The 18,583-nt window shown below is 61.0% G+C and carries 18 protein-coding genes; 8 read left to right on the plus strand and 10 right to left on the minus strand.

What is annotated here, in order from left to right; genetic code table 11:
- Window positions 1–26 precede the first annotated feature (26 nt).
- Window positions 27–1,028, minus strand: coding sequence for a lipid A deacylase LpxR family protein (locus tag GRO01_RS06465; protein ID WP_062510208.1), 1,002 nt, complete (start codon window positions 1,026–1,028; stop codon window positions 27–29).
- 277 nt (window positions 1,029–1,305) lie between these two features.
- Here GRO01_RS06465 and GRO01_RS13735 point away from each other — a divergent pair, with 277 nt between their 5' ends.
- On the plus strand, window positions 1,306–1,992 hold the full coding sequence (locus GRO01_RS13735; protein WP_011251660.1) for a cold-shock protein: 687 nt from the start codon (window positions 1,306–1,308) through the stop codon (window positions 1,990–1,992).
- 145 nt (window positions 1,993–2,137) lie between these two features.
- On the opposite strand, the gene smpB is transcribed toward GRO01_RS13735, so the two are convergent.
- The 4 genes from smpB to GRO01_RS06490 are packed head-to-tail and all read right to left on the minus strand — an operon-like array spanning window position 2,138 to window position 5,134.
- Window positions 2,138–2,632, minus strand: a complete 495-nt coding sequence (gene smpB / locus GRO01_RS06475) for an SsrA-binding protein SmpB (RefSeq protein ID WP_062510207.1) — start codon at window positions 2,630–2,632, stop codon at window positions 2,138–2,140.
- Window positions 2,633–2,640: 8 nt separating this feature from the next.
- Entirely contained in the window at window positions 2,641–3,552 is a 912-nt protein-coding gene (gene dapA, locus GRO01_RS06480; RefSeq protein WP_062510205.1) for a 4-hydroxy-tetrahydrodipicolinate synthase, read from the minus strand.
- A gap of 20 nt (window positions 3,553–3,572) precedes the next feature.
- The gene (locus tag GRO01_RS06485; RefSeq protein ID WP_062510203.1) at window positions 3,573–4,409 is read right to left on the minus strand and encodes a prephenate dehydratase; all 837 of its coding nucleotides are present in this window, start codon (window positions 4,407–4,409) and stop codon (window positions 3,573–3,575) included.
- Window positions 4,409–5,134 (minus strand): 3-deoxy-manno-octulosonate cytidylyltransferase, encoded by a 726-nt coding sequence (locus GRO01_RS06490; protein ID WP_062510200.1) that lies wholly within the window; start codon window positions 5,132–5,134, stop codon window positions 4,409–4,411. The genes GRO01_RS06485 and GRO01_RS06490 overlap by 1 nt, the downstream gene beginning before the upstream one ends.
- A 75-nt stretch (window positions 5,135–5,209) precedes the next feature.
- On the opposite strand from GRO01_RS06490, the gene GRO01_RS06495 reads away from it, so the two are divergent.
- The 3 genes from GRO01_RS06495 to GRO01_RS06505 all read left to right on the plus strand — a co-directional run bounded on the left by GRO01_RS06495 (window position 5,210) and on the right by GRO01_RS06505 (window position 8,944).
- A complete protein-coding gene (locus GRO01_RS06495) occupies window positions 5,210–5,998 on the plus strand; it encodes an inositol monophosphatase family protein (RefSeq protein ID WP_062510198.1) in 789 nt (262 codons plus the stop codon).
- Between the two features lie 142 nt (window positions 5,999–6,140).
- The gene (serA, locus tag GRO01_RS06500; RefSeq protein WP_062510197.1) at window positions 6,141–7,391 is read left to right on the plus strand and encodes a phosphoglycerate dehydrogenase; all 1,251 of its coding nucleotides are present in this window, start codon (window positions 6,141–6,143) and stop codon (window positions 7,389–7,391) included.
- A 50-nt stretch (window positions 7,392–7,441) separates the two neighbouring features.
- Window positions 7,442–8,944: a YifB family Mg chelatase-like AAA ATPase gene (locus GRO01_RS06505; protein ID WP_062510195.1), complete on the plus strand. Its 1,503-nt coding sequence runs from the start codon at window positions 7,442–7,444 to the stop codon at window positions 8,942–8,944.
- A 4-nt stretch (window positions 8,945–8,948) separates the two neighbouring features.
- Here the strand turns inward: GRO01_RS06505 and metC are convergent, their stop codons facing one another.
- Together metC and GRO01_RS06515 are read right to left on the minus strand one after the other, a co-directional pair.
- Window positions 8,949–10,160, minus strand: a complete 1,212-nt coding sequence (gene metC, locus GRO01_RS06510; RefSeq protein ID WP_062510192.1) for a cystathionine beta-lyase — start codon at window positions 10,158–10,160, stop codon at window positions 8,949–8,951.
- A complete protein-coding gene (locus tag GRO01_RS06515) occupies window positions 10,157–10,999 on the minus strand; it encodes a sulfurtransferase (RefSeq protein WP_083541405.1) in 843 nt (280 codons plus the stop codon). Before GRO01_RS06515 ends, metC begins: the two co-directional genes overlap by 4 nt.
- Window positions 11,000–11,128: 129 nt before the next feature.
- Here GRO01_RS06515 and GRO01_RS06520 point away from each other — a divergent pair, with 129 nt between their 5' ends.
- Together GRO01_RS06520 and GRO01_RS06525 are read left to right on the plus strand one after the other, a co-directional pair.
- Window positions 11,129–12,208 carry an AI-2E family transporter gene (locus GRO01_RS06520; protein WP_062510190.1) on the plus strand — a complete coding sequence of 360 codons (1,080 nt, stop codon included), beginning with the start codon at window positions 11,129–11,131 and terminating at the stop codon, window positions 12,206–12,208.
- Complete coding sequence (locus GRO01_RS06525) at window positions 12,205–12,831, plus strand: endonuclease/exonuclease/phosphatase family protein (protein ID WP_062510188.1); 627 nt, start codon at window positions 12,205–12,207, stop codon at window positions 12,829–12,831. The genes GRO01_RS06520 and GRO01_RS06525 overlap by 4 nt, the downstream gene beginning before the upstream one ends.
- Before the next feature lie 5 nt (window positions 12,832–12,836).
- On the opposite strand, the gene cls is transcribed toward GRO01_RS06525, so the two are convergent.
- Entirely contained in the window at window positions 12,837–14,249 is a 1,413-nt protein-coding gene (gene cls / locus GRO01_RS06530) for a cardiolipin synthase (protein WP_062510186.1), read from the minus strand.
- A 155-nt stretch (window positions 14,250–14,404) separates the two neighbouring features.
- On the opposite strand from cls, the gene GRO01_RS06535 reads away from it, so the two are divergent.
- Window positions 14,405–15,127, plus strand: coding sequence for an arginyltransferase (locus GRO01_RS06535; protein WP_083541388.1), 723 nt, complete (start codon window positions 14,405–14,407; stop codon window positions 15,125–15,127).
- Window positions 15,128–15,149: 22 nt separating this feature from the next.
- On the opposite strand, the gene parC is transcribed toward GRO01_RS06535, so the two are convergent.
- Entirely contained in the window at window positions 15,150–17,357 is a 2,208-nt protein-coding gene (gene parC, locus GRO01_RS06540; RefSeq protein WP_062510184.1) for a DNA topoisomerase IV subunit A, read from the minus strand.
- Between parC and GRO01_RS06545 the strand changes: the two genes are divergently transcribed.
- Complete coding sequence (locus tag GRO01_RS06545) at window positions 17,334–17,810, plus strand: hypothetical protein (RefSeq protein ID WP_062510182.1); 477 nt, start codon at window positions 17,334–17,336, stop codon at window positions 17,808–17,810. The genes parC and GRO01_RS06545 overlap by 24 nt on opposite strands.
- Here GRO01_RS06545 and recO read toward each other — a convergent pair.
- Window positions 17,804–18,568, minus strand: a complete 765-nt coding sequence (gene recO / locus GRO01_RS06550) for a DNA repair protein RecO (RefSeq protein ID WP_062510180.1) — start codon at window positions 18,566–18,568, stop codon at window positions 17,804–17,806. The two genes, GRO01_RS06545 and recO, sit on opposite strands and share 7 nt — an antisense overlap.
- Window positions 18,569–18,583: the final 15 nt, after the last annotated feature.

Here is an 18,583-nt window from a genome sequence, read left to right on the forward strand (position 1 = left end):
TTTTTATGTCATTGCCTGCGAACAGATCAGAATTTGACTGAAAGCTTGAGCGATCCGTAATTGAACAGACCAGCCTTCTGGGTCTGGAACTGCGCCGTCTGCCAGTTCTGACTGTAGGACAGGCGAACACCATGCCACATGACCGCCACACCAGCATGGATTTCACCCACATCCCAGACCTTGTCGACATGCGGCGCATTGGGACGGACCGTGCTGCCCTGCAGCGTCACGTCATAACCCACCGCCTGTCCTTCGACGCCGCCGTAGAAGTACCAGGCAAAAGGACGAGTCGCGCGGAACGCGTCTGTGCCATCCAGCCCCGGTCCGATCGTCGCATTACCGAAATCGCTATCCAGCCCCTGCCCGATGCGAAACGTCGTCGCCACATCAGCATAAGTCCGGTAGTCACCGGCCGCGCCTGAAATCGCTGGCAGAACATCCGCATGGATGCCGTAAACGTTCAGAACCGGCAGACGCCAGATCCGTCCGGCCTGAACCTGAAAGATTGGCTGATTCGCAAGCTGATGGCCCCAGCCCGTGCTCGGCGTATCACTGATGGCCTTATGGAATCCGTTCTGGACCTGACGCCCCAGTCCTGACGGACCAAGCATGCCGAACTGGATTCCCATTACGGTCCGGGAAAGGTCGGTATCGTTGATGAGGTTCACCGTTCCCAGCAGCAGACCGGCATAGGGACGATCGCCCTGCGGCGGATTATCAGCCTGCGTATCACGCGGCGTATCAATGATCTGCTGCAGACCAATGCTGATGCGCTGCACGCCGTCGCCCATCAGCGTGCGGTTCAGCTTCGCGATCGGACGGGGAAGATTGTCCGTTCCTGAAGTCCAGTTGATGCGCAGACCAGACGTATAATACTGATCCGACGTCCCTTTCAGAGTGGAAATGGCGTCGTTCTCGCCTTGGACGGTCCAGGTTCCGTACGGGTCCTGTAACGGTGTGGCCATGGCAGAAGAAGACAGCGCCAGCACGGCAGTGGCTCCAATGGAAAAAGTCAGTCGGCTTCGCATGGGCACCTCTGTTACGCGCGGGGTCCGGAACCACCAAGTACTGGGAACCGTGTGTATGTCATTTCCACGCGCCGAATCAAAGTCTCCACGAGACTCATCACAATCTTAAAATTAGCGCGAGTTATGTTTCAGCCCCATATTCCCTGTGGCAGAGGAGGAAAAAAGCGTGCTAGAGATTGCTGCAGGAGAGAAACAGCATTGTTTTTTTCCAAATTTTTGAAATTACGTCACGGCAGGCCCCGCCCTACCATGGCACCCCAGTCTCGGGATTAGACCGTTGAGAAACAACAGAACCGACCGCAGCAGCTTCAACTCACCTCGCCGCGGCGGGTTTGACGACACATACTCGTCCCAGCCGTCCTATGGCGACCGTGGAGGCTTTGGTGGTGGAAATGGTGGTGGTGGCTACGGCGCCCCCCGCCGCAACAGCTTCGTCGCTGCTTCAGGCCCGGAAATCAGCTCCCGCGTGAAGTGGTTCAACACCGAAAAGGGTTTCGGTTTCGTTGAACTGTCCGACGGCTCGGGCGACATCTTCCTGCATGCCAACGCCCTGACGAACGCTGGTGTCAGCAACGTCAATCCGGGTGCAACCGTTGTGGTCCGCATCGGCCAGGGTCCCAAGGGCCGTCAGGTTGCTGAAGTCCTCTCCGTTGACGAGAGCACGGCAGAAGCACCGCGTCCCCGCGCTGCTTTCGGTGACCAGCCGCGCTTCGGTGGTGCACGTCCGGGCCGTCCGGCTCCGGACCTGTCCCGCGCTGAAGACATGCGTGGCACGGTCAAGTGGTACAACGCCACGAAGGGCTTCGGCTTCATTACGCCGGAATCCGGTGGCAAGGACATCTTTGTCCACGCCTCCGCTCTCGAGCGTTCGGGCCTGCCCACGCTTGACGAAGGCCAGACGATCAACGTCAAGGTTGTTCAGGGCCAGAAGGGTCCGGAAGCTGCTGAAATCAGCGCTGACTGAATGATCCAGACTTCGGTCTGAATAAAAAAGCCGCTGCCAGCTTCTGCTGCGGCGGCTTTTTTCATGCGCCGATCCTCAGGTATCAGGCAAATAAAAAGGCCGGAAAACTCCGGCCTTTTTATGATGACCCATAAGGATTTATGCGTCAGTAATCTTTGCCGCTGCTGCGTACCAGACGGGCCTTGTCACGCTTCCAGTCACGTTCAGCAATCGCGTGGCGCTTGTCTTCCTTACGCCGCCCCTGTCCCAGACCAAGCGTGACTTTCGCAATGCCACGGGCATTAAAGTGAATGTCCAGCGGTACAAGACTGGCACCTGCCCGACTGACCGCTCCCAGAAAATGGGCGATCTGTTTGCGATGCATCAGCAGTTTGCGCGGTGCGCGTGGCTCAAAGCGGGAAAGCACGCCCCCCTGATATTCGGGGATGTAGGAATTGAAGAGCCAGATCTCGCCATCACGCTCGGCTGCATAGGCTTCCGTGATGGTCGCCCGACCGAGGCGAAGGCTTTTGACTTCCGGCCCTTTCAGGACAATCCCGGCTTCCGTTGTTTCCAGAATGGTGTAATCGAACCGACCTTTGCGGTTCTGTGCGGCCATTCCGTGAGAAATCATGCCGCTCTTGGTTTTCTTTCCTGCCATACCCGCAATCAGTCCAGAAGCTCGAGAGAACGCAGAGCCTCATCAATGGCCAGACGCGTTGCCTCCCGCGGCTCCGCGAGAGGCAGGCGCAGCGTCGCATTGCACAGACCCAGTCTGGACAGAGCGTATTTCACCGGCCCAGGGTTGCTTTCCATGAACATGGCGTCATGCAGCGGCGTCAGATGATCCTGAATGGCGATCGCATCCTCGATCCGCCCTTCCTGCCAGGCCAGATGCATGTCGGCGCACAGATGCGGTACGACATTGGACGTCACGCCAATGCATCCGTCACCACCCGCAGCAAGGAATGAGAGAGCAGTATTATCGTCGCCAGAGAGCTGGTTGAACTCTTTGCCCACGGCACGACGTACCGCAATTGGCCGGGCCATATTGGCGGTCGCATCCTTGGTTCCAACAATATTCGGGTGCTCACCAAGACGCGCCATCGTTGCCACCGAGATGTCCACGACTGACCGGCCGGGGATGCAGTACAGGAACATCGGTAGCGCCGTTGCATCGGCAATCGTCATGAAATGACGGTACAGGCCTTCCTGCGACGGCTTGTTATAATAAGGCACGACGACCAGAAGACTGTCCGCTCCGACGGAATGGGCGTGCTTTGCCATGAGAACGGCTTCGGAAGTGCTGTTGGAACCAGCACCTGCCATCACACGGACGCGACCATTCGCCGTCTCCACACAATGCGCCACAACGCGTCCATGCTCGTCATGGGACAGCGTCGGGCTTTCGCCTGTGGTGCCGGCCGGGATCAGTGCCGTTGTCCCGGCTTCGATCTGACGCTCGATCAGTCTGGTCGAAACGTCGAAATCAATCCGTCCGTCGGGATGCATCGGAGTAACCAGAGCCGTCAGCGACCCCTGATACATGCTCGTGTCCGTCATTGTTCCGCCTTCTGTCATGGGCTCTGCCTGTTCTGCCGTCACGCTGCGCGGCGCGAAAGGCTGCTTGGGTAAACACCCAGAATTCTGAGATCATCGCTGACCTGCTCAAGTTCTGCGAGCGCCGCCGCCAGCGGGGCCTGTTCCGGATGCCCCTCGACATCCATCAGGAACTGCGTCGCTGCGAACGAGCCGTCCAGCATGTAGCTTTCGATCCGCGTCATGTTGATACCATGTCGGGAAAATCCACCCAATGCCGCATAAAGCGCACCCGGGCAGTTTCCGACGCGCATCAGCAGTGTTGTGAGCACATCTTTGCGTTCAGACGAAGGAATACAAGGTTTGCGTGCCACACGATAGAAACGCGTCGTGTTGTGCGAAGCATCCTCGACATTGCTACGCAGCACCGTCAGGCCGTTCAGTTCGGCCGCCAGAGAAGACGCGATCGCCGCATCTTCCCTGCGTCCCCACTGTGCGACCATCTCAGCCGCACCGGCCGTATCGAACTGCACCACCGGCTCCACACCCAGTTCGCTGATCAGCTTGCGGACCTGGCCCAGCGCGACCGGATGCGTGTGAATCCGGCGCACGTCTTCGATCTTCGCGCCCGGTATGCCCAGAAGGCAGTGCTCGACCCGCTGGAAATATTCTCCGACAATGTGAAGCCCGGCGTCTGGCAGAAGTGAATGAATGTCCGGCACACGCCCGGCCAGCGTGTTCTCACAGGCCAGAAGAGCCTCATCGGCCCGTCCGTCATGCACGGCGTCAATCGCATCGGAAAATGTCGGACACGGCAACGTGGTCCAGCCGGGACGCGCCTGACGGCACGCCAGATCGGAATAGGCGCCGGGACGGCCCTGAAATGCAATGACCGGCATCAGACCAACCCTCTCACATGTTCCAGATCAGCAGGCGTATCCACCCCCTGCGGCGCATGGTCAATCCTTGCACAGCCAATCGTCATGCCTGCCTCGAGCGCACGAAGCTGCTCCAGACTTTCCCGCCGCTCCAGCGCAGATGGGGCGAGAGACACGAAACGCTCCAGCGCATGCCGACGCCAGGCATAGACGCCCACATGATGCCAGTGTGGCCCTTCACCCCATGGAATGGGCAGTCGCGAGAAATATAGTGCCCGGGTGACAGCATCTTCACCGAAGGCACAGGCAATCTTCACAACCTGCGAGGCGTCGCGTTCAGCCTCACTCGTCACCGGAGCCGCCAGCGTGCCGATATCGAACGCCGGATCTTCCAGAGGTTTCAGAACAGCGGTCAGGCTGGAGGGCTCAATCAGGGGCAGATCGCCCTGAAGATTAATGACCACATCATGTGCGCCATTCGGATCCACTTCCGCCAGTGCCGCATGAACCCGGTCCGAGCCGCTCGCCAGCGCCGAGTCGGTCAGCACGCCGCGAACGCCAGGAATATCCCTGATGATATCGAGGATCTCCGCATCTCCTGCCGCTACGACTACAGGTCCGATCTCTGCTGCCAGCGCCCGGCGGACAACCCGGACGATCATTGGGACGCCCCCAATATCAGCGAGGGGCTTGCGCGGCAGGCGGGTCGAAGCAAGTCTGGTCGGAATGACGATGATCGGATGCATGGCCCCTCTGATGCCGCCCGCCACAACGGGCGTCAATCTCAGGTCATGCTCAAGCGACGGGAATAGACGAAAATCATGAGTGAAACGGTTCTGCAGACTGCCATCGACGCTGCGACAGCCTGCGCAGATATCGCCCGCCAGACCGTCCTGCCCCATTTCCGGACCTCCCTTCGCGCCGACGCCAAATCCGATGACAGCCCCGTCACTATCGCGGACCGTCAGGCCGAACAGGCCATGCGCGCCATTCTCGAAGAACGCCTGCCGGAGCACGCCATCCTCGGCGAGGAAAACGGCATGAGCGGCGCCAGCAGTGACTGGCTCTGGGTGCTGGATCCCATTGATGGCACACGTGCGTTCCTGACCGGGCGTCCCACTTTCGGCACGCTTATTGCCCTGTTCCACAAGGGCCGTCCCGTTCTCGGACTGATCGACCAGCCTGTCACCGGCGAGCGCTGGCTGGGCGTTTCCGGCCGCCCGACCCGCTTCGTGTCCGATCGCCTGCCCGGCACTGTCGGGACGCGTCCCTGCCCGCAGGCAGCCGAGGCCGAACTTTCCTGTACGGCGCCCGAAATCATGACCGCCGCGCATGCCCCGCGCTTTGCCAATCTGCAAAAACATACCCGCCGCACATCCTGGGGCGGAGACTGCTATGCCTATGGCCTCCTTGCCCTCGGCCAGATCGACGTCATTGCCGAATGCACGATGAAGCCCTGGGACTGGGGGGCGCTTGTTCCGGTTGTTGAAGGCGCAGGCGGCCGGATCACGGACTGGCAGGGACAGCCTCTGACACTTGAGAGCGATGGCACTGTTCTGGCCTGCGGAGACGCAACCTTGTTACCCGAAATCGTCCGCCACCTTTCCTGAATCCCGCCAATCGGCTAGGGAGAGGGCCCCGGCGGACGTGGCGGCAGGCATGAGCCGGGACTGGTCTGGCCACGGCCAGGTCTCTGATGGAACCAGTTTGAATTGAAACCGGAGCCTTCCGGTTCATGACCGGGACGGATTTATGGAAACGCAGTTCTCTCTCCCCAAGAACAAGATCCGCATTCTTCTTCTGGAAGGCATTCACGAAAGTGCCGTGGCCCATTTCGCCGCACAGGGCTACACCGAGGTCACACGCGTCAAAGGCGCGCTCGAGGGTGATGCTCTCAAGGAAGCGCTTCAGGGCGTGCACATGGTCGGCATCCGCAGCCGCACACAGCTGACCCGCGAAGTTCTCGAAGGCGCAGACCGCCTCATGGCCATCGGCTGCTTCTGCATCGGCACCAACCAGGTCGATCTGAACGCCGCACGCATGCTCGGAATACCTGTGTTCAACGCACCGTTCAGCAACACGCGCTCCGTAGCCGAACTGGTCATGGGCGAAGTGGTCATGCTGCTCCGTCGCATCCCGTCGCGCTCGGAAGCCTGCCACAAGGGCGGCTGGGACAAGTCCGCCACCAATGCCTGGGAAGTCCGCGGCAAAACGCTCGGCATCGTGGGTTACGGCTCCATCGGCTCGCAGCTTTCGGTCCTGGCCGAGGCTTTTGGCATGCGCGTCGTATATTTCGACGTGATGCCCCGCCTGCCGCATGGTAACGCCGTTGCCGTCTCCAGCCTGAACGAACTGCTGGCCCAGTCCGACATCGTCAGCCTGCATGTCCCGCAGACTCCGGAAACCGATCTGCTGATCGGCGAAGCGGAAATCCGGGCCATGAAGCCCAATTCCATTCTGCTCAACAACGCCCGCGGCAATGTCGTGGACCTTGACGCCCTCGCTGCTGCCCTGAAGGACGGCCATCTCATGGGTGCAGGTGTGGACGTGTTCCCGGTCGAACCCAAGAAGGCTGGCGAAGAGTTCAAGACGCCGCTTCAGGGGCTCGAAAACGTCATCCTCACACCGCATATCGGCGGTTCCACCATGGAAGCGCAGGAGCGTATTGGCGTCGAAGTTGCCCGCAAGCTGGTGGATTATTCCGACGTGGGGTCTACGATCGGGGCCGTCAACTTTCCCAGTGTCCAGCTCCCCGAGCGTCCCCGCGGCACACGCTTCATGCACGTCCATGCCAACCGCCCCGGCATCATGCGCCAGATTAATGACCTGTTCGCATCGCAGAACTGCAACGTGACCGCCCAGTATCTCCAGACAGATGGTGAAGTCGGTTACGTCGTGGTGGAAGCCGAGTCGGAAAGCTCTGACATGGATATGAAGCTTCTGGACGGTCTCAAGGCTCTCGACGGCACCCTTCGTGCCCGCCTGCTGTACCAGCGTTCCTGACACCCTATCCGTTAACCAACTGGAAATAATTTCGGGCTAGGATTTGTCTTATGACGAGTCCCAGCCCGCACACACCTGCCCTCGCCCGCATCCAGAGCTTCGCCTTCTCCGGAATCGAAGCTGTTCCGGTCAAAGTCGAGGTGCAGGTCTCCAGCGGCCTCCCGGCGTTTCTTGTGGTGGGATTGGCGGATAAATCCGTCGGCGAAGCCCGCGAACGCGTCCGCGCTGCCCTCACAGCCATGGGGCTGGCGCTTCCGCCCAAACGCATCCTCGTCAATCTCGTGCCAGCCGATCTTCTCAAGGAAGGCGCGCATTTTGACCTTCCCATTGCGCTCGGCTTGCTCTGCGCCATGGGGATTCTGTCGTTTGAGGCCGTTTCGGCCTATGCCGCTGTCGGCGAACTCTCACTGGATGGACGCATCAATCCCGTCGCAGGCGTTCTGTCCGCTGCCATCGGTGCCGTCGAAGATAAGCTTGGACTGATCTGTCCGGCAGCACAGGCGATTGAAGCACGTTGGGGCAATGGCAGCACAGACGTTCTTGGCGCTCCCACACTTGCGGCTCTCGTCTCCCATTTTCAGGGACAACAGATCCTGTCCCCGACGCCGCTCCCGACCGAACATTTTATCGAATACGGCCCCGATCTCGCGGACGTCAAAGGCATGGCAATCGGGCGACGGGCTCTAGAAATTGCCGCTGCCGGCGCTCACTCCATGCTCATGAGCGGTCCGCCAGGTGCCGGAAAATCCATGCTCGCCAGCCGCCTGCCCGGCATTCTGCCCAACCTGACACGGGAAGAAGCTCTCGAGACAAGCCGCATTCACAGCGTTTCAGGCATTCTGCAAAACGGAAGACTGGTTGTCCGACCGCCCTATCGTGCGCCACATCATAGCGCGAGCTTTCCTGCCATTGTGGGTGGCGGTGCAAAAGCCCGGCCCGGCGAAGTCAGCCTTGCCAATAACGGCGTGCTGTTCCTCGATGAGCTGCCTGAATTTTCGCGATCCTGTCTGGAATCCCTGCGCCAGCCGATTGAAACCGGCAGCATTTCCATCGCCCGTGCGGCCCACCACACGACCTATCCTGCACGTTTCCAGTTTATTGCAGCCATGAATCCCTGCCGTTGTGGCTACTTAGGTGATCTGGAACGGAGCTGTCGGAAGGCTCCCCGCTGCGGCGAGGATTACACGGCCAAGATTTCCGGCCCGATGCTCGATCGCATGGATCTGTGTGTGCAGATCGAGCCGTTATCTCCCATCGAAATCAGCCGTGCACCGAAAGGCGAGAGCAGCGCCGCAGTTCGGGCACGCGTGGAAATTGCCCGCCAACGCCAGATCGAGCGTCAGGGTGTTCCCAATTCGCAGGTTTCCCCCGATGCCTTTGAAATGGACGACGACGCCCGCTCTCTCGCCGAACAGGCCGCCGAAAGACTGCGCCTCTCCAATCGCGGCATCACACGCCTGATCCGGGTCTCCCGTACTATCGCCGATCTGGAAGGCACCCAGAACATCCAGCGCCATCACGTCGCTGAAGCTCTGACTTTTCGCCGCCGCTAAAGCTTCAGAACTGGAGGCTGTCCAGCCCACGAGCCAGATCCGTCTTCAGATCCTCAACGTCTTCCAGTCCGATATGAAGGCGGAACGTCGCGGATGTCGGGCCACCTTCACCCGTTACGCGCCGGATATGCCCCGTGGTCGGCAGGACCAGACTTTCGTAGCCGCCCCAGGATGCGCCAATCCCGAACATCCCAAGCCCGTCGATCATACGCTCGGCGGCCTCAGCGGAGATTTCCGGCTGAAGCTCCACCCCGAACAGGCCGCACGCTCCGGTAAAGTCGCGCTTCCAGAACTCATGTCCCGGACAGTCTTCCAGCGCCGGATGCAGGACCCGCGCCACTTCAGGCCGCGTCTTGAGCCACTGGGCGATTTCCAGCGCGGAACGGGACTGATGCGCCAGCCGCACACCCATCGTCCGCAGTCCCCGCAGAGTCAGCCAGCAGTCATCCGGCCCGGCGCATAGTCCAAGCTGGATTGCGGCATCCCGCAGCGTTTTCCAGTGCGCCTCATTATTGACCGTGACCGATCCCATGATGACGTCCGAATGCCCGGCGGGATATTTCGACAGCGCCTGGATCGACACGTCTGCACCATGGGTGAAGGGCTGAAACACACCGATCCCCCAGGTGTTGTCCAGCATCAGGAGCGCTCCGGCCTCATGAGCGATTCCGGCCAGCATCGAGACGTCCTGCACCTCAAAGGTGTGGCTGCCCGGACTTTCCGCAAACAGCACCTTCGTCTCCGGTCGCATAAGCGCCAGAACTTCGTCTCGGGATGCCATGGGCGGATAATAGGTCGTCGTCACGCCCATGCGCTGGAGCATGGTCCCCGCGAACCGCCGCGTCGGTCCGTAAACCGAATCGGGCAGCAGCAGATGATCTCCACAGCCCAGAAACGCCAGAAGCGGCAATGCGCAGGCGGCGAGCCCTGAGCCGACGACCTGTGTATGGGTCCCCCCCTCGATCCGACTGAGCATTTCCTCCAGCTGGTGCTGGATCGGTGAGCCCATCGCTCCGTAGACGAGCTTGTGCGCATGACTGCGACCATCCGTTCGGTTCATGGCCTCCAGCGACGGAAAAAGCACGGTCGAGCCACGGCTTGCCGGGGCATTCACGAATGTTCCCGACTCCGGCAGGTCATGTGGCCGTCCCTCTCGCACCAGCATGGAACCCATCCGGCTCCACCCCTCACTGACCTGCTTTTCCAGATCGCTCATGCTTCCGCTTCTCCCGTTACAACTGGTGCGTCGGGGTCACTGCCCCATTCCGCCCATGATCCATCATACAAGGCCGCATCGCCATATCCCGTGATTGCTACCGCCGCCACGATTGTCGCGGCTGTCAGCCCGGAGCCGCAGGTTGCGATCACCGATCGCCCCGCCGCAGCACCCAGAATTTGCTTCAGTTCTGGTGCAGGCAGAAAACAGCCGCTTTCATCCACAAGACGCGTCCAGTCCATACTCTGCGCGCCAGGCATGTGGCCGCTCCGCACACCCGGACGAGGTTCAGGGACTGTCGCGGCAAACCGGCCCGCGCTTCTGGCATCAAGGACAAGGCTGTCCTCACGCCCCAGCGCAAGCCGAACATCGCTGGCACCTGCCAGAAGCCCGTAGCGGGGACGAGGACGGAACACTGCCGGTTCAGTTCCAGCAGGAGCATTGTTTTCAACCGGGCCACCCGCTTTCACCCAGGCCTCAAGCCCACCGTCCAGAATCCGTGCATTCCGGTGCCCGAACAGTCGCGCGAGCCACCAGCCTCGGCACGCGCCCACACTTCCACGCCCATCATAAAACACGACCGGCGTATTCTCACTCACACCCAGCGCGCCCATCAGCCTCGCAAACCGCGCAGCACCCGGCACTGTATGTGGAAGCGGGCTATCCGGGTCTGCAAACACATCGATATCGAATCGCTGTGCGTCAGGCAGATGGCGTTCAGTGAACGCAACATCGGGGTCGCCCTTCTGCCCGGGCAAAAGCACGCTGGCATCAAGGGGAATGAACCGGCCGACCTCGGAGATCAGGGTCGCGGCATCAACAAGTGGCGAGATCGTCATATCCTTACCATAGGTCGAGGGATGCGCCGGACGCCAGAGCGTGCCAAAGTAGCACTCCATGAACACGCAGCGCACAGAGTCATGCGAGCCGGGGCACGTCTCTGGCCCCCGTCAGGACCATGCTCCCGCATGACGACCGAGCGGATCCTTCTCGGCCTGATTCTGGCCGGAATCGCCTATGGCTGCGGCATCATCCTCTGGCCGTTCCTTTCGGCTATTCTGTGGGCCGCGATCCTAGCCTTCACGACCTGGCCAATCTACCGCCGTATGCGCCGCCATGTCCGTCCTGTACTGGCGGCCCTCGCCATGATGGCGTTGAGCGCGCTGTTCATCGTTGTCCCGCTGGCTGTCCTGACTAGCGCGGGGATCAGCGATATTCCCGGCACGATCTCGGAAATCGACACCCTGATCGTGCATGTCACCAGCGCGAACCCGCCTCCCGCCTGGCTGAACCGTATCCCGATGGCCGGTCCCCATCTCGTAAATGCCTGGCATCATTTCAGCCATGATGTCGGCGCTTTCGCGACCGAGGTGCTGCGCCCCTATGCGGGACAGATTGCCCATCTGACGCTAACGGTCCTGCTCCGCCTCGCTGGAGGCCTTGCCGAGCTGATCATGGCGCTGTTTGTGGCTTTCTTCCTGTGGCTCAACGGCGACACACTGGGGAACACCATCACGGCCCTGATCGACCGTATCGCCGGGCCGCGCACAACACCCCGTCTTATCAACATCATCGGCCGTACCGTCCGTGGCACGGTTTATGGCATCCTCGGGACGGCCCTGATCCAGGGCGTTCTGACCGGCATCGGCCTTATGCTGGCGGGCGTTCCGTCTCCCGTTCTGCTGGCGGGCATTACCGCTTTCGTGGCCGTGTTTCCGATCGGCGCCCCGCTGGTCTGGGTTCCAGCCGCCATCTGGCTGGGCATGACCCACCATTTCGGACACGGGCTGTTCCTGGCCATCTACGGCATCCTCATCATCTCGGGCGCCGATCACGTCATCCGCCCGGCCTTCATCGCCCGCGGTGCCCAGCTTCCTTACCTGCTGACCGTCCTTGGTGTGCTTGGCGGCATCGTGACCTTTGGTGGCGTGGGGATCTTCCTCGGCCCCGTCCTGCTGGCTGTCGGCTATACCCTGACCAGCGAATTTGCCGCCGGCCCCCATCACCGCGAACGCAATCCCCTTTACCTGCCGGAGCCTCCGAAATGACGACGTCCCTTCTGTCCGGAGCCTCTTTCAAGATCCTGAGCTGGAATCTCTACCGCTGGGAAGGCGCCTCGCTGGAAGACGTCCTGACGGTCATCCGCGCGGAAGATCCCGATATCGTCGTCATGCAGGAAGCGCAGACAGCGGTGGACGAACTTCCCGAGATTCTCGGCGGCTATTACGACCGCATTCCGCTTCCCGGCCGTCCACATGGAACAGCCTGCTGGAGCCGCCTTCCGTTTACACGTCCGCCCTCATTTTGCCGCCTGCCGCGCGGCCTGCTGGTCAAGCGTACGGCCCAGCTGATTGATTTCGGCAGCTTCTCGCTCGCCAACGTCCATCTGTCGCATGGCCAGATCCTCAACCGGCGCCAGCTTCGCAGCATCAGCGCCAATATGCGCCACCGCGCCGTCATCATGGGTGACTTCAATCTTGTCGGCCCTGTTCTGCTCCCAGGCTTTCTGGATGTCGGACCCAAGGAAAAGACCCACCGGATGCTGAACCATGTCCCCCTGAGACTGGACCGCTGCCTCGTGCGTGGCCTGTCCCGTCTGGAGGCCCGTGCTCTGCCGCGCTTCGGCTCCGATCACCGTCCGATCTCCGTCACCCTCAGACTGGGCGCGTAACAGCCTTACAGATACGGCAGCAGGAGCCTGATTGCGGAATTCCTCATCCGGATCGGGAACGGCATGCTGTCCAGATCATGGTGCGTCAGCCGGTTGCGCCGATGGGTTTCCATGAACGTGGACAGGTCTTTGGCCACGCCACGGTCATAGATTTCCAGATTGATTTCGAAGTTCAGCCGCAGGGAGCGCATGTCGATATTTGCACTTCCCACGAAGCTCCATTCATCATCCACAACCATCAGCTTGGAATGATTGAACGGCGGATCGGCCATCCATACCCGGCACCCCGCATCCAGAAACGGCCGCAGATTGGCATCCCGCGCATGATCGATCAGCGCATGGTTGCTGCTCTTGGGCACGACAATATCAATCGTCACCCCCCGCAATGCCGCAAGAATAAGTTCTGTTGAGAAACGGTCATCCGGCAGGAAGTACGGCGTCATGACCCAGATATGCGAGCGGGCCAGCGAAAAGGCCTGCAGCATCCCGTATTCGATCTTTTCCAGATCCGTATCCGGGCCTGACGTCACGATCCGCATCGGTACGCCACCAACGGGGGAAGGTTCGGGCAGATAACGCTCGCCTTCGAGTTCCTCTCCCGTCGTGAATGACCAGTCCCAGGCAAAAGACACGGCGAGCTGATGCACGATCGGCCCCTGAAGACGGAAATGCGTATCCGCGACCGGCAGCTTCGTCCGCAGCCGGAGCATGTTCTCCTCGCCGATGTTCAAGCCGCCCATGAAACCGACTGTCCCATCGACCACCAGGATCTTGCGATGATTGCGCAAATTGATGAACGGCATGCGCCAGGGCCAGACCGAGTGCATGAACCGCGCGCAGGCTACGCCCTCGCGCCGCAGCCGGCGCTCGATCCCACAGCGGAAATACCCGCTCCCGATTCCGTCCACCAGAACCCGTACTGCGACCCCGCGCCGCTTTGCTGCCACCAGAGCCTCGGCAAAACGCTGGCCGACCTCATCGTCCCTGAAAATATAGGAACACAGGATGATCGATTTTTTGGCCTGCCCGATCGCCTCCAGCATTACCGGATAGGCATTGTCCCCGTCATGCAGGCAGGTGACCGAATTGCCCCGCATCAGCGGCCGTTCCGTCAGCCGTCCCAGCATTTTCGACAGCGGTGCCAGATTGCCTTCCACCGTCTGCCGGTACTGGGCCAGCGGATCGCGTCCCTCCCATAGATGCTGGTTGACCATCTTCTGGGCCCGGCGCCGGACACGATTGATGCCGAACATCAGATACAGCACCGTCCCCAGCAGTGGTGCGATCCAGCAGATGCCGATCCATCCTGTGCAGGATGCCGTGTCACGTTTGTGAATGAGAGCATGGACCGTCACGGAAACAGGAAGGATCCAGCGCAAAATCTGCGTGAGGATATGGAAAACGGTCCAGTGCGTCATAAATCTCCCTGTAGCGAACACCCCGGGCCTGAAAACAGCACACAGGCCTCCGGACGTTCACGCTTCATCCTTTCGCAAAGATGAAGGATGCGCCACCCCCCGTCATTGCGATAAGATCATCGACCGGTCCGGTTTTTTAAAAAGGAGAGCGTTCCATGCAGCATCGCCCACAGCTCTTCTACACGACGGCCCCGGCCCCATGCCCCTATCTGCCGGACCGCACCGAACGCAAGGTCCTGACCGAGCTTACCGGTCCTGAAGCGGTCGCCCTTCACAATCGTCTTTCCCAGGCCGGCTTCCGCCGCAGTCATACCATAGCCTACGCACCGGTCTGTGTCGGCTGCCGTGCCTGCACGCCCATGCGCATCCCGGCCACGACCTTTGCGCCGACCCGGACTCAGAGAAAGATACGTAATCGCCATGCGGACCTTGTCGTCAGCATGGTGCCACCCGTTCCAACGGACGAGCAGTTCCGACTGTTCGAAATGTATCAGGCCGTCCGCCATGCCGATGGCGACATGGCCCATATGTGCTGGCGCGACTATGTGGATCTGATTGCCAATACCCCGGTTGAGACCTTCCTGGCCGAGTTCCGGCGCCCAGACGGGACGCTCGTCTGCGTCAGTCTGGTGGACCGCCTTTCAGATGGTCTGTCTGCCGTTTACACGTTCTATGACGTCAACGACCTGACGGCCTCATGGGGTACGTTTTCGATCCTGTGGCTGATCGAGGAAACCGCCCGGATGGGGCTGGATCATCTGTATCTGGGCTATTACGTCCCCGGCAGCCCCAAGATGGCTTACAAAGCCGCCTTTGGACCCGCCGAGATTTTCCGCGATGGTCACTGGGGCCTGCTGCCAAGCCTTCTCCCTGCCTGAACGCGGCAGGGAGAGCTCGGTCTCAGCTTTTACGCAACATCCATTGCGGCGCAGCACGTCCCATGGCTCCACGCCGCGCCTCCAGCGGTGCCAGGTCCGCAGCCTGACGAACGCGCTGTCCTTCCTGCCACAACAGCCCTTCGGACAAGGTCAGCGTTCGGATATCCCGCAGCGTGCTATCACCCAGTTTCTGGAACGCCACGCCAGCCCCACGCGTCATTTCCGGCACCTGCTCCAGCGGGAAAATCAGGGCGCGTTTGTTCTGTCCCAGCGTCAGCACATGCGTGCCGCCAACCGGAATGCAGGCAAAGACCTCGTCACCGTCCTTGATGTTGAAAACCTGCTTTCCCGTCCGCTTCTCGGCCACCAGCCCCGCTTCCGACACGATCATGCCACGTCCGGCCGCCGAAGCGATCAGGCGGCGTCCCTCATCCGAAACCGGGAACAGCGTCACCACGCGGTCTTCCTGCGGCACCTCTACCACGGTCCGGAACGGCTGGCCGAAACCACGTCCACGAGGCAGATCCGCCGCCTTGATCGTATAGGCCTTGCCGCTGCTGGAAATCAGGCAGAGACGATCCGTGCTCTGGCACTCTACGGAGAGCCAGCCTTCGTCGCCTTCCTTGAAGCGATGTCCCTGAGGATCGAGCCCATGACCCTTCATGGCACGGATCCAGCCCTCGCGGGACAGAAGAACCGTCAGTGGCTCACGGTCGATTTCCAGTGCTGCCGAAATATCAACCGGCTCCGGCGCAGCAGCGATCAGCGTACGGCGGTCTCCCAGCGGGCCAGAGCCGTATTTCTTGATCGTACCATCCAGATCCTTGCCAATCCGGGTCCAGCGGCGGCGCTCCGAGCCGAGCAGCGTCTCGAGAGACTTCTGCTCGTCCGCAAGCTTATCCCGCTCGCGCCGGATTTCCATTTCTTCAAGCCGACGCAGCGAGCGCAGCCGCATGTTCAGCACCGCTTCGGCCTGAACGTCTGTCAGACTGAACGTCGCCATCAGGCTGACCTTGGGTTCGTCCTCTTCACGGATGATCCGGATTACCTCATCGAGGTTCAGATAGACCGCAAGGAAGCCTTCCAGGATCTCCAGCCGCCGCAGCACTGCCGCCAGACGGTGGTTCGAGCGGCGCACCAGCACTTCATGCACGTGATCCAGCCAGGCCCGCAGAACCTGCTTCAGCGACAACACACCCGGAACACGGTCTCCGCCCAGAACATTCATGTTCAGGCTGAACCGGTTTTCAAGCGCCGTGTTGCGGAACAGCGTCTCCATCAAGACTTCGGGTTCGACGCCCTTGGTCTTGGGCTCCAGCACAAGGCGGATATCAGTCGTACTCTCGTCGCGGACATCACCCAGAAGCGGCAGCTTGCGCTGCTCCATCAGGTCCGCAATCTGCTCGATCAGACGGGATTTCTGCACCTGATACGGAATCTCGGTGACGATAATCACCCAGGTGCCAAACCGTCCCTGCTCGACCTCCCAGCGTGCGCGCGTCCGGAAACTGCCACGGCCGGTTTCATAGGAACGGATGATGGAGTCGCGCTCTTCCACCAGAATGCCGCCCGTCGGAAAATCCGGCCCGGGCATCAGATCCACCAGTTCGGCGATCGTCACATCCGGCTTTTCGATCAGAAGCTTCGCGGCCCGGCAGATCTCGGCAGCATTATGCGGCGGAATGCTCGTCGCCATACCCACGGCAATGCCTGCCGCGCCATTGGCCAGAAGATTCGGAAACGTGCCCGGCAGCACAATCGGCTCGTGATCTTCATTGTCGTAGGTCGCGCGGAAATCGACCGCATCGTCCTGAATCCCGTCCAGCAGCGCCTGTGCTACTTCCGTCAGGCGGCTTTCGGTATAACGCATGGCGGCCGCGCCATCGCCGTCGATGGAGCCGAAATTGCCCTGTCCCTCGACCAGCGGATAGCGGACCGCAAAATCCTGTGCCAGACGCACCAGCGCCTCGTACACAGAGGCATCGCCATGCGGATGGAACTTACCGATCACATCACCGACGACACGTGCACACTTTTTAAACCCTGATGTGGGATCAAGGCGGAGCTGCTGCATCGCATAAAGGAGGCGGCGGTGTACCGGCTTCAGGCCATCACGCACGTCCGGAAGGGACCGCGACATGATTGTCGACATCGCATACGCAATATATCGCTCGCTCAGAGCCTCAGCGAGCTTGGTATCCTCGATATGACCAGCCAGATCCGTTCCCATGCATCTCCCCTCTTTCGTGCAGGACTTAGACACTGGCGTGCCCTTCTGTCCAGCGCTCTCCTTATTCTGCCAGCGGCCTGTTCACCCTACCGCCCGGTCCAGAAGGCGGAAGTGTCCTTCGCGCTGGCCGGGTTCAGGGCGCACCCTGCCGATACGACCGCACGCTGGGCGATGATGAACCTCCTGCCCCCCAACACCCTGACCTATCGTATGCAGAACGGGCAGCCGGTTCTGCTCTATGCCGATCCCATCGCCTGCGGCTGCGTCTATATGGGCGACAAAACGGCCTATGCTGCCTACAAGGCCAGTCATCCGATCGATGTCGCGCAGGAGCAGCGCATGACGGCCGAGATTAACCAGCATCCCGGCTGGGACTGGTCCGTCTGGGACAGCACGGCCGATGTAGACGTCGTCAACGGCCTGCGTCCGGGGCCCAGCCACGTTTTTTACTGATCGGACTCCGTCGCAGCGTCCGGTACAGGCTGAAGCCGCTGTACATACTCCACCAGCCGCTCCCGTGCCGCGGGCAGTGGCTGGTGCCGCACGCCAAAGACCCAGCGCGACAGGAAATGTCCCGTCAGCGCCAGACCATCTTTCCAGTCTTCGGGTGTTCCGTCCTGTGTTTCATCCGTCATCAGCGCGGGTAACGGAAGGAGCCTGTCCCGCCATTCGCCAGCCCCTTCCCGGCTTACCGCCCGTCCCGACCGTGGCGACACGTAGACCAGATCTTCCCGCGCGCCCGTCACTGCACATTCCGACAGGTCCAGCCCATAGCCGAGCCCTGCCAGAAGCTGGGCTTCCCAGCGCAGATAGGCGCCCATCGGCGCAGGCTCGGGCGCCACACTGATCAGCGTCAGAAGGCGGACCAGCCGCATGAAAAGCTCCGGATGCGGTTCCCCCTGCGGTAAGGCCCCGTCGACCAGCGCGCAGGCACTGCTCACCATCTCAAGCTGCAGCGGAGCATCCAGAATGCGCCCCGCCACGCACTGAACCGGCTCGGCCGTCAGCGTCCCGAGCTGATCCGCAAGTCGCGCCCGCCAGCGCGCCATGACCAGATTGCCGGTCTGCCACAAAGAAGCCTGACGACGAGAAGCCCCTCCGCGCGCCATGCCATGTGAAACCCCGTGCTCCTCGCTGAATAGATGGACGAGCGCACTTCCCTCACCATAAGGCCGGACTGACAGAACCAGCGCCGCCGCTTCCCATTCCATCGTCCATCCTCCTGA

The sequence above is a fragment of the Gluconobacter roseus NBRC 3990 genome (genome assembly GCF_006538885.1).
In the GTDB taxonomy this organism is placed as follows: domain Bacteria; phylum Pseudomonadota; class Alphaproteobacteria; order Acetobacterales; family Acetobacteraceae; genus Gluconobacter; species Gluconobacter roseus.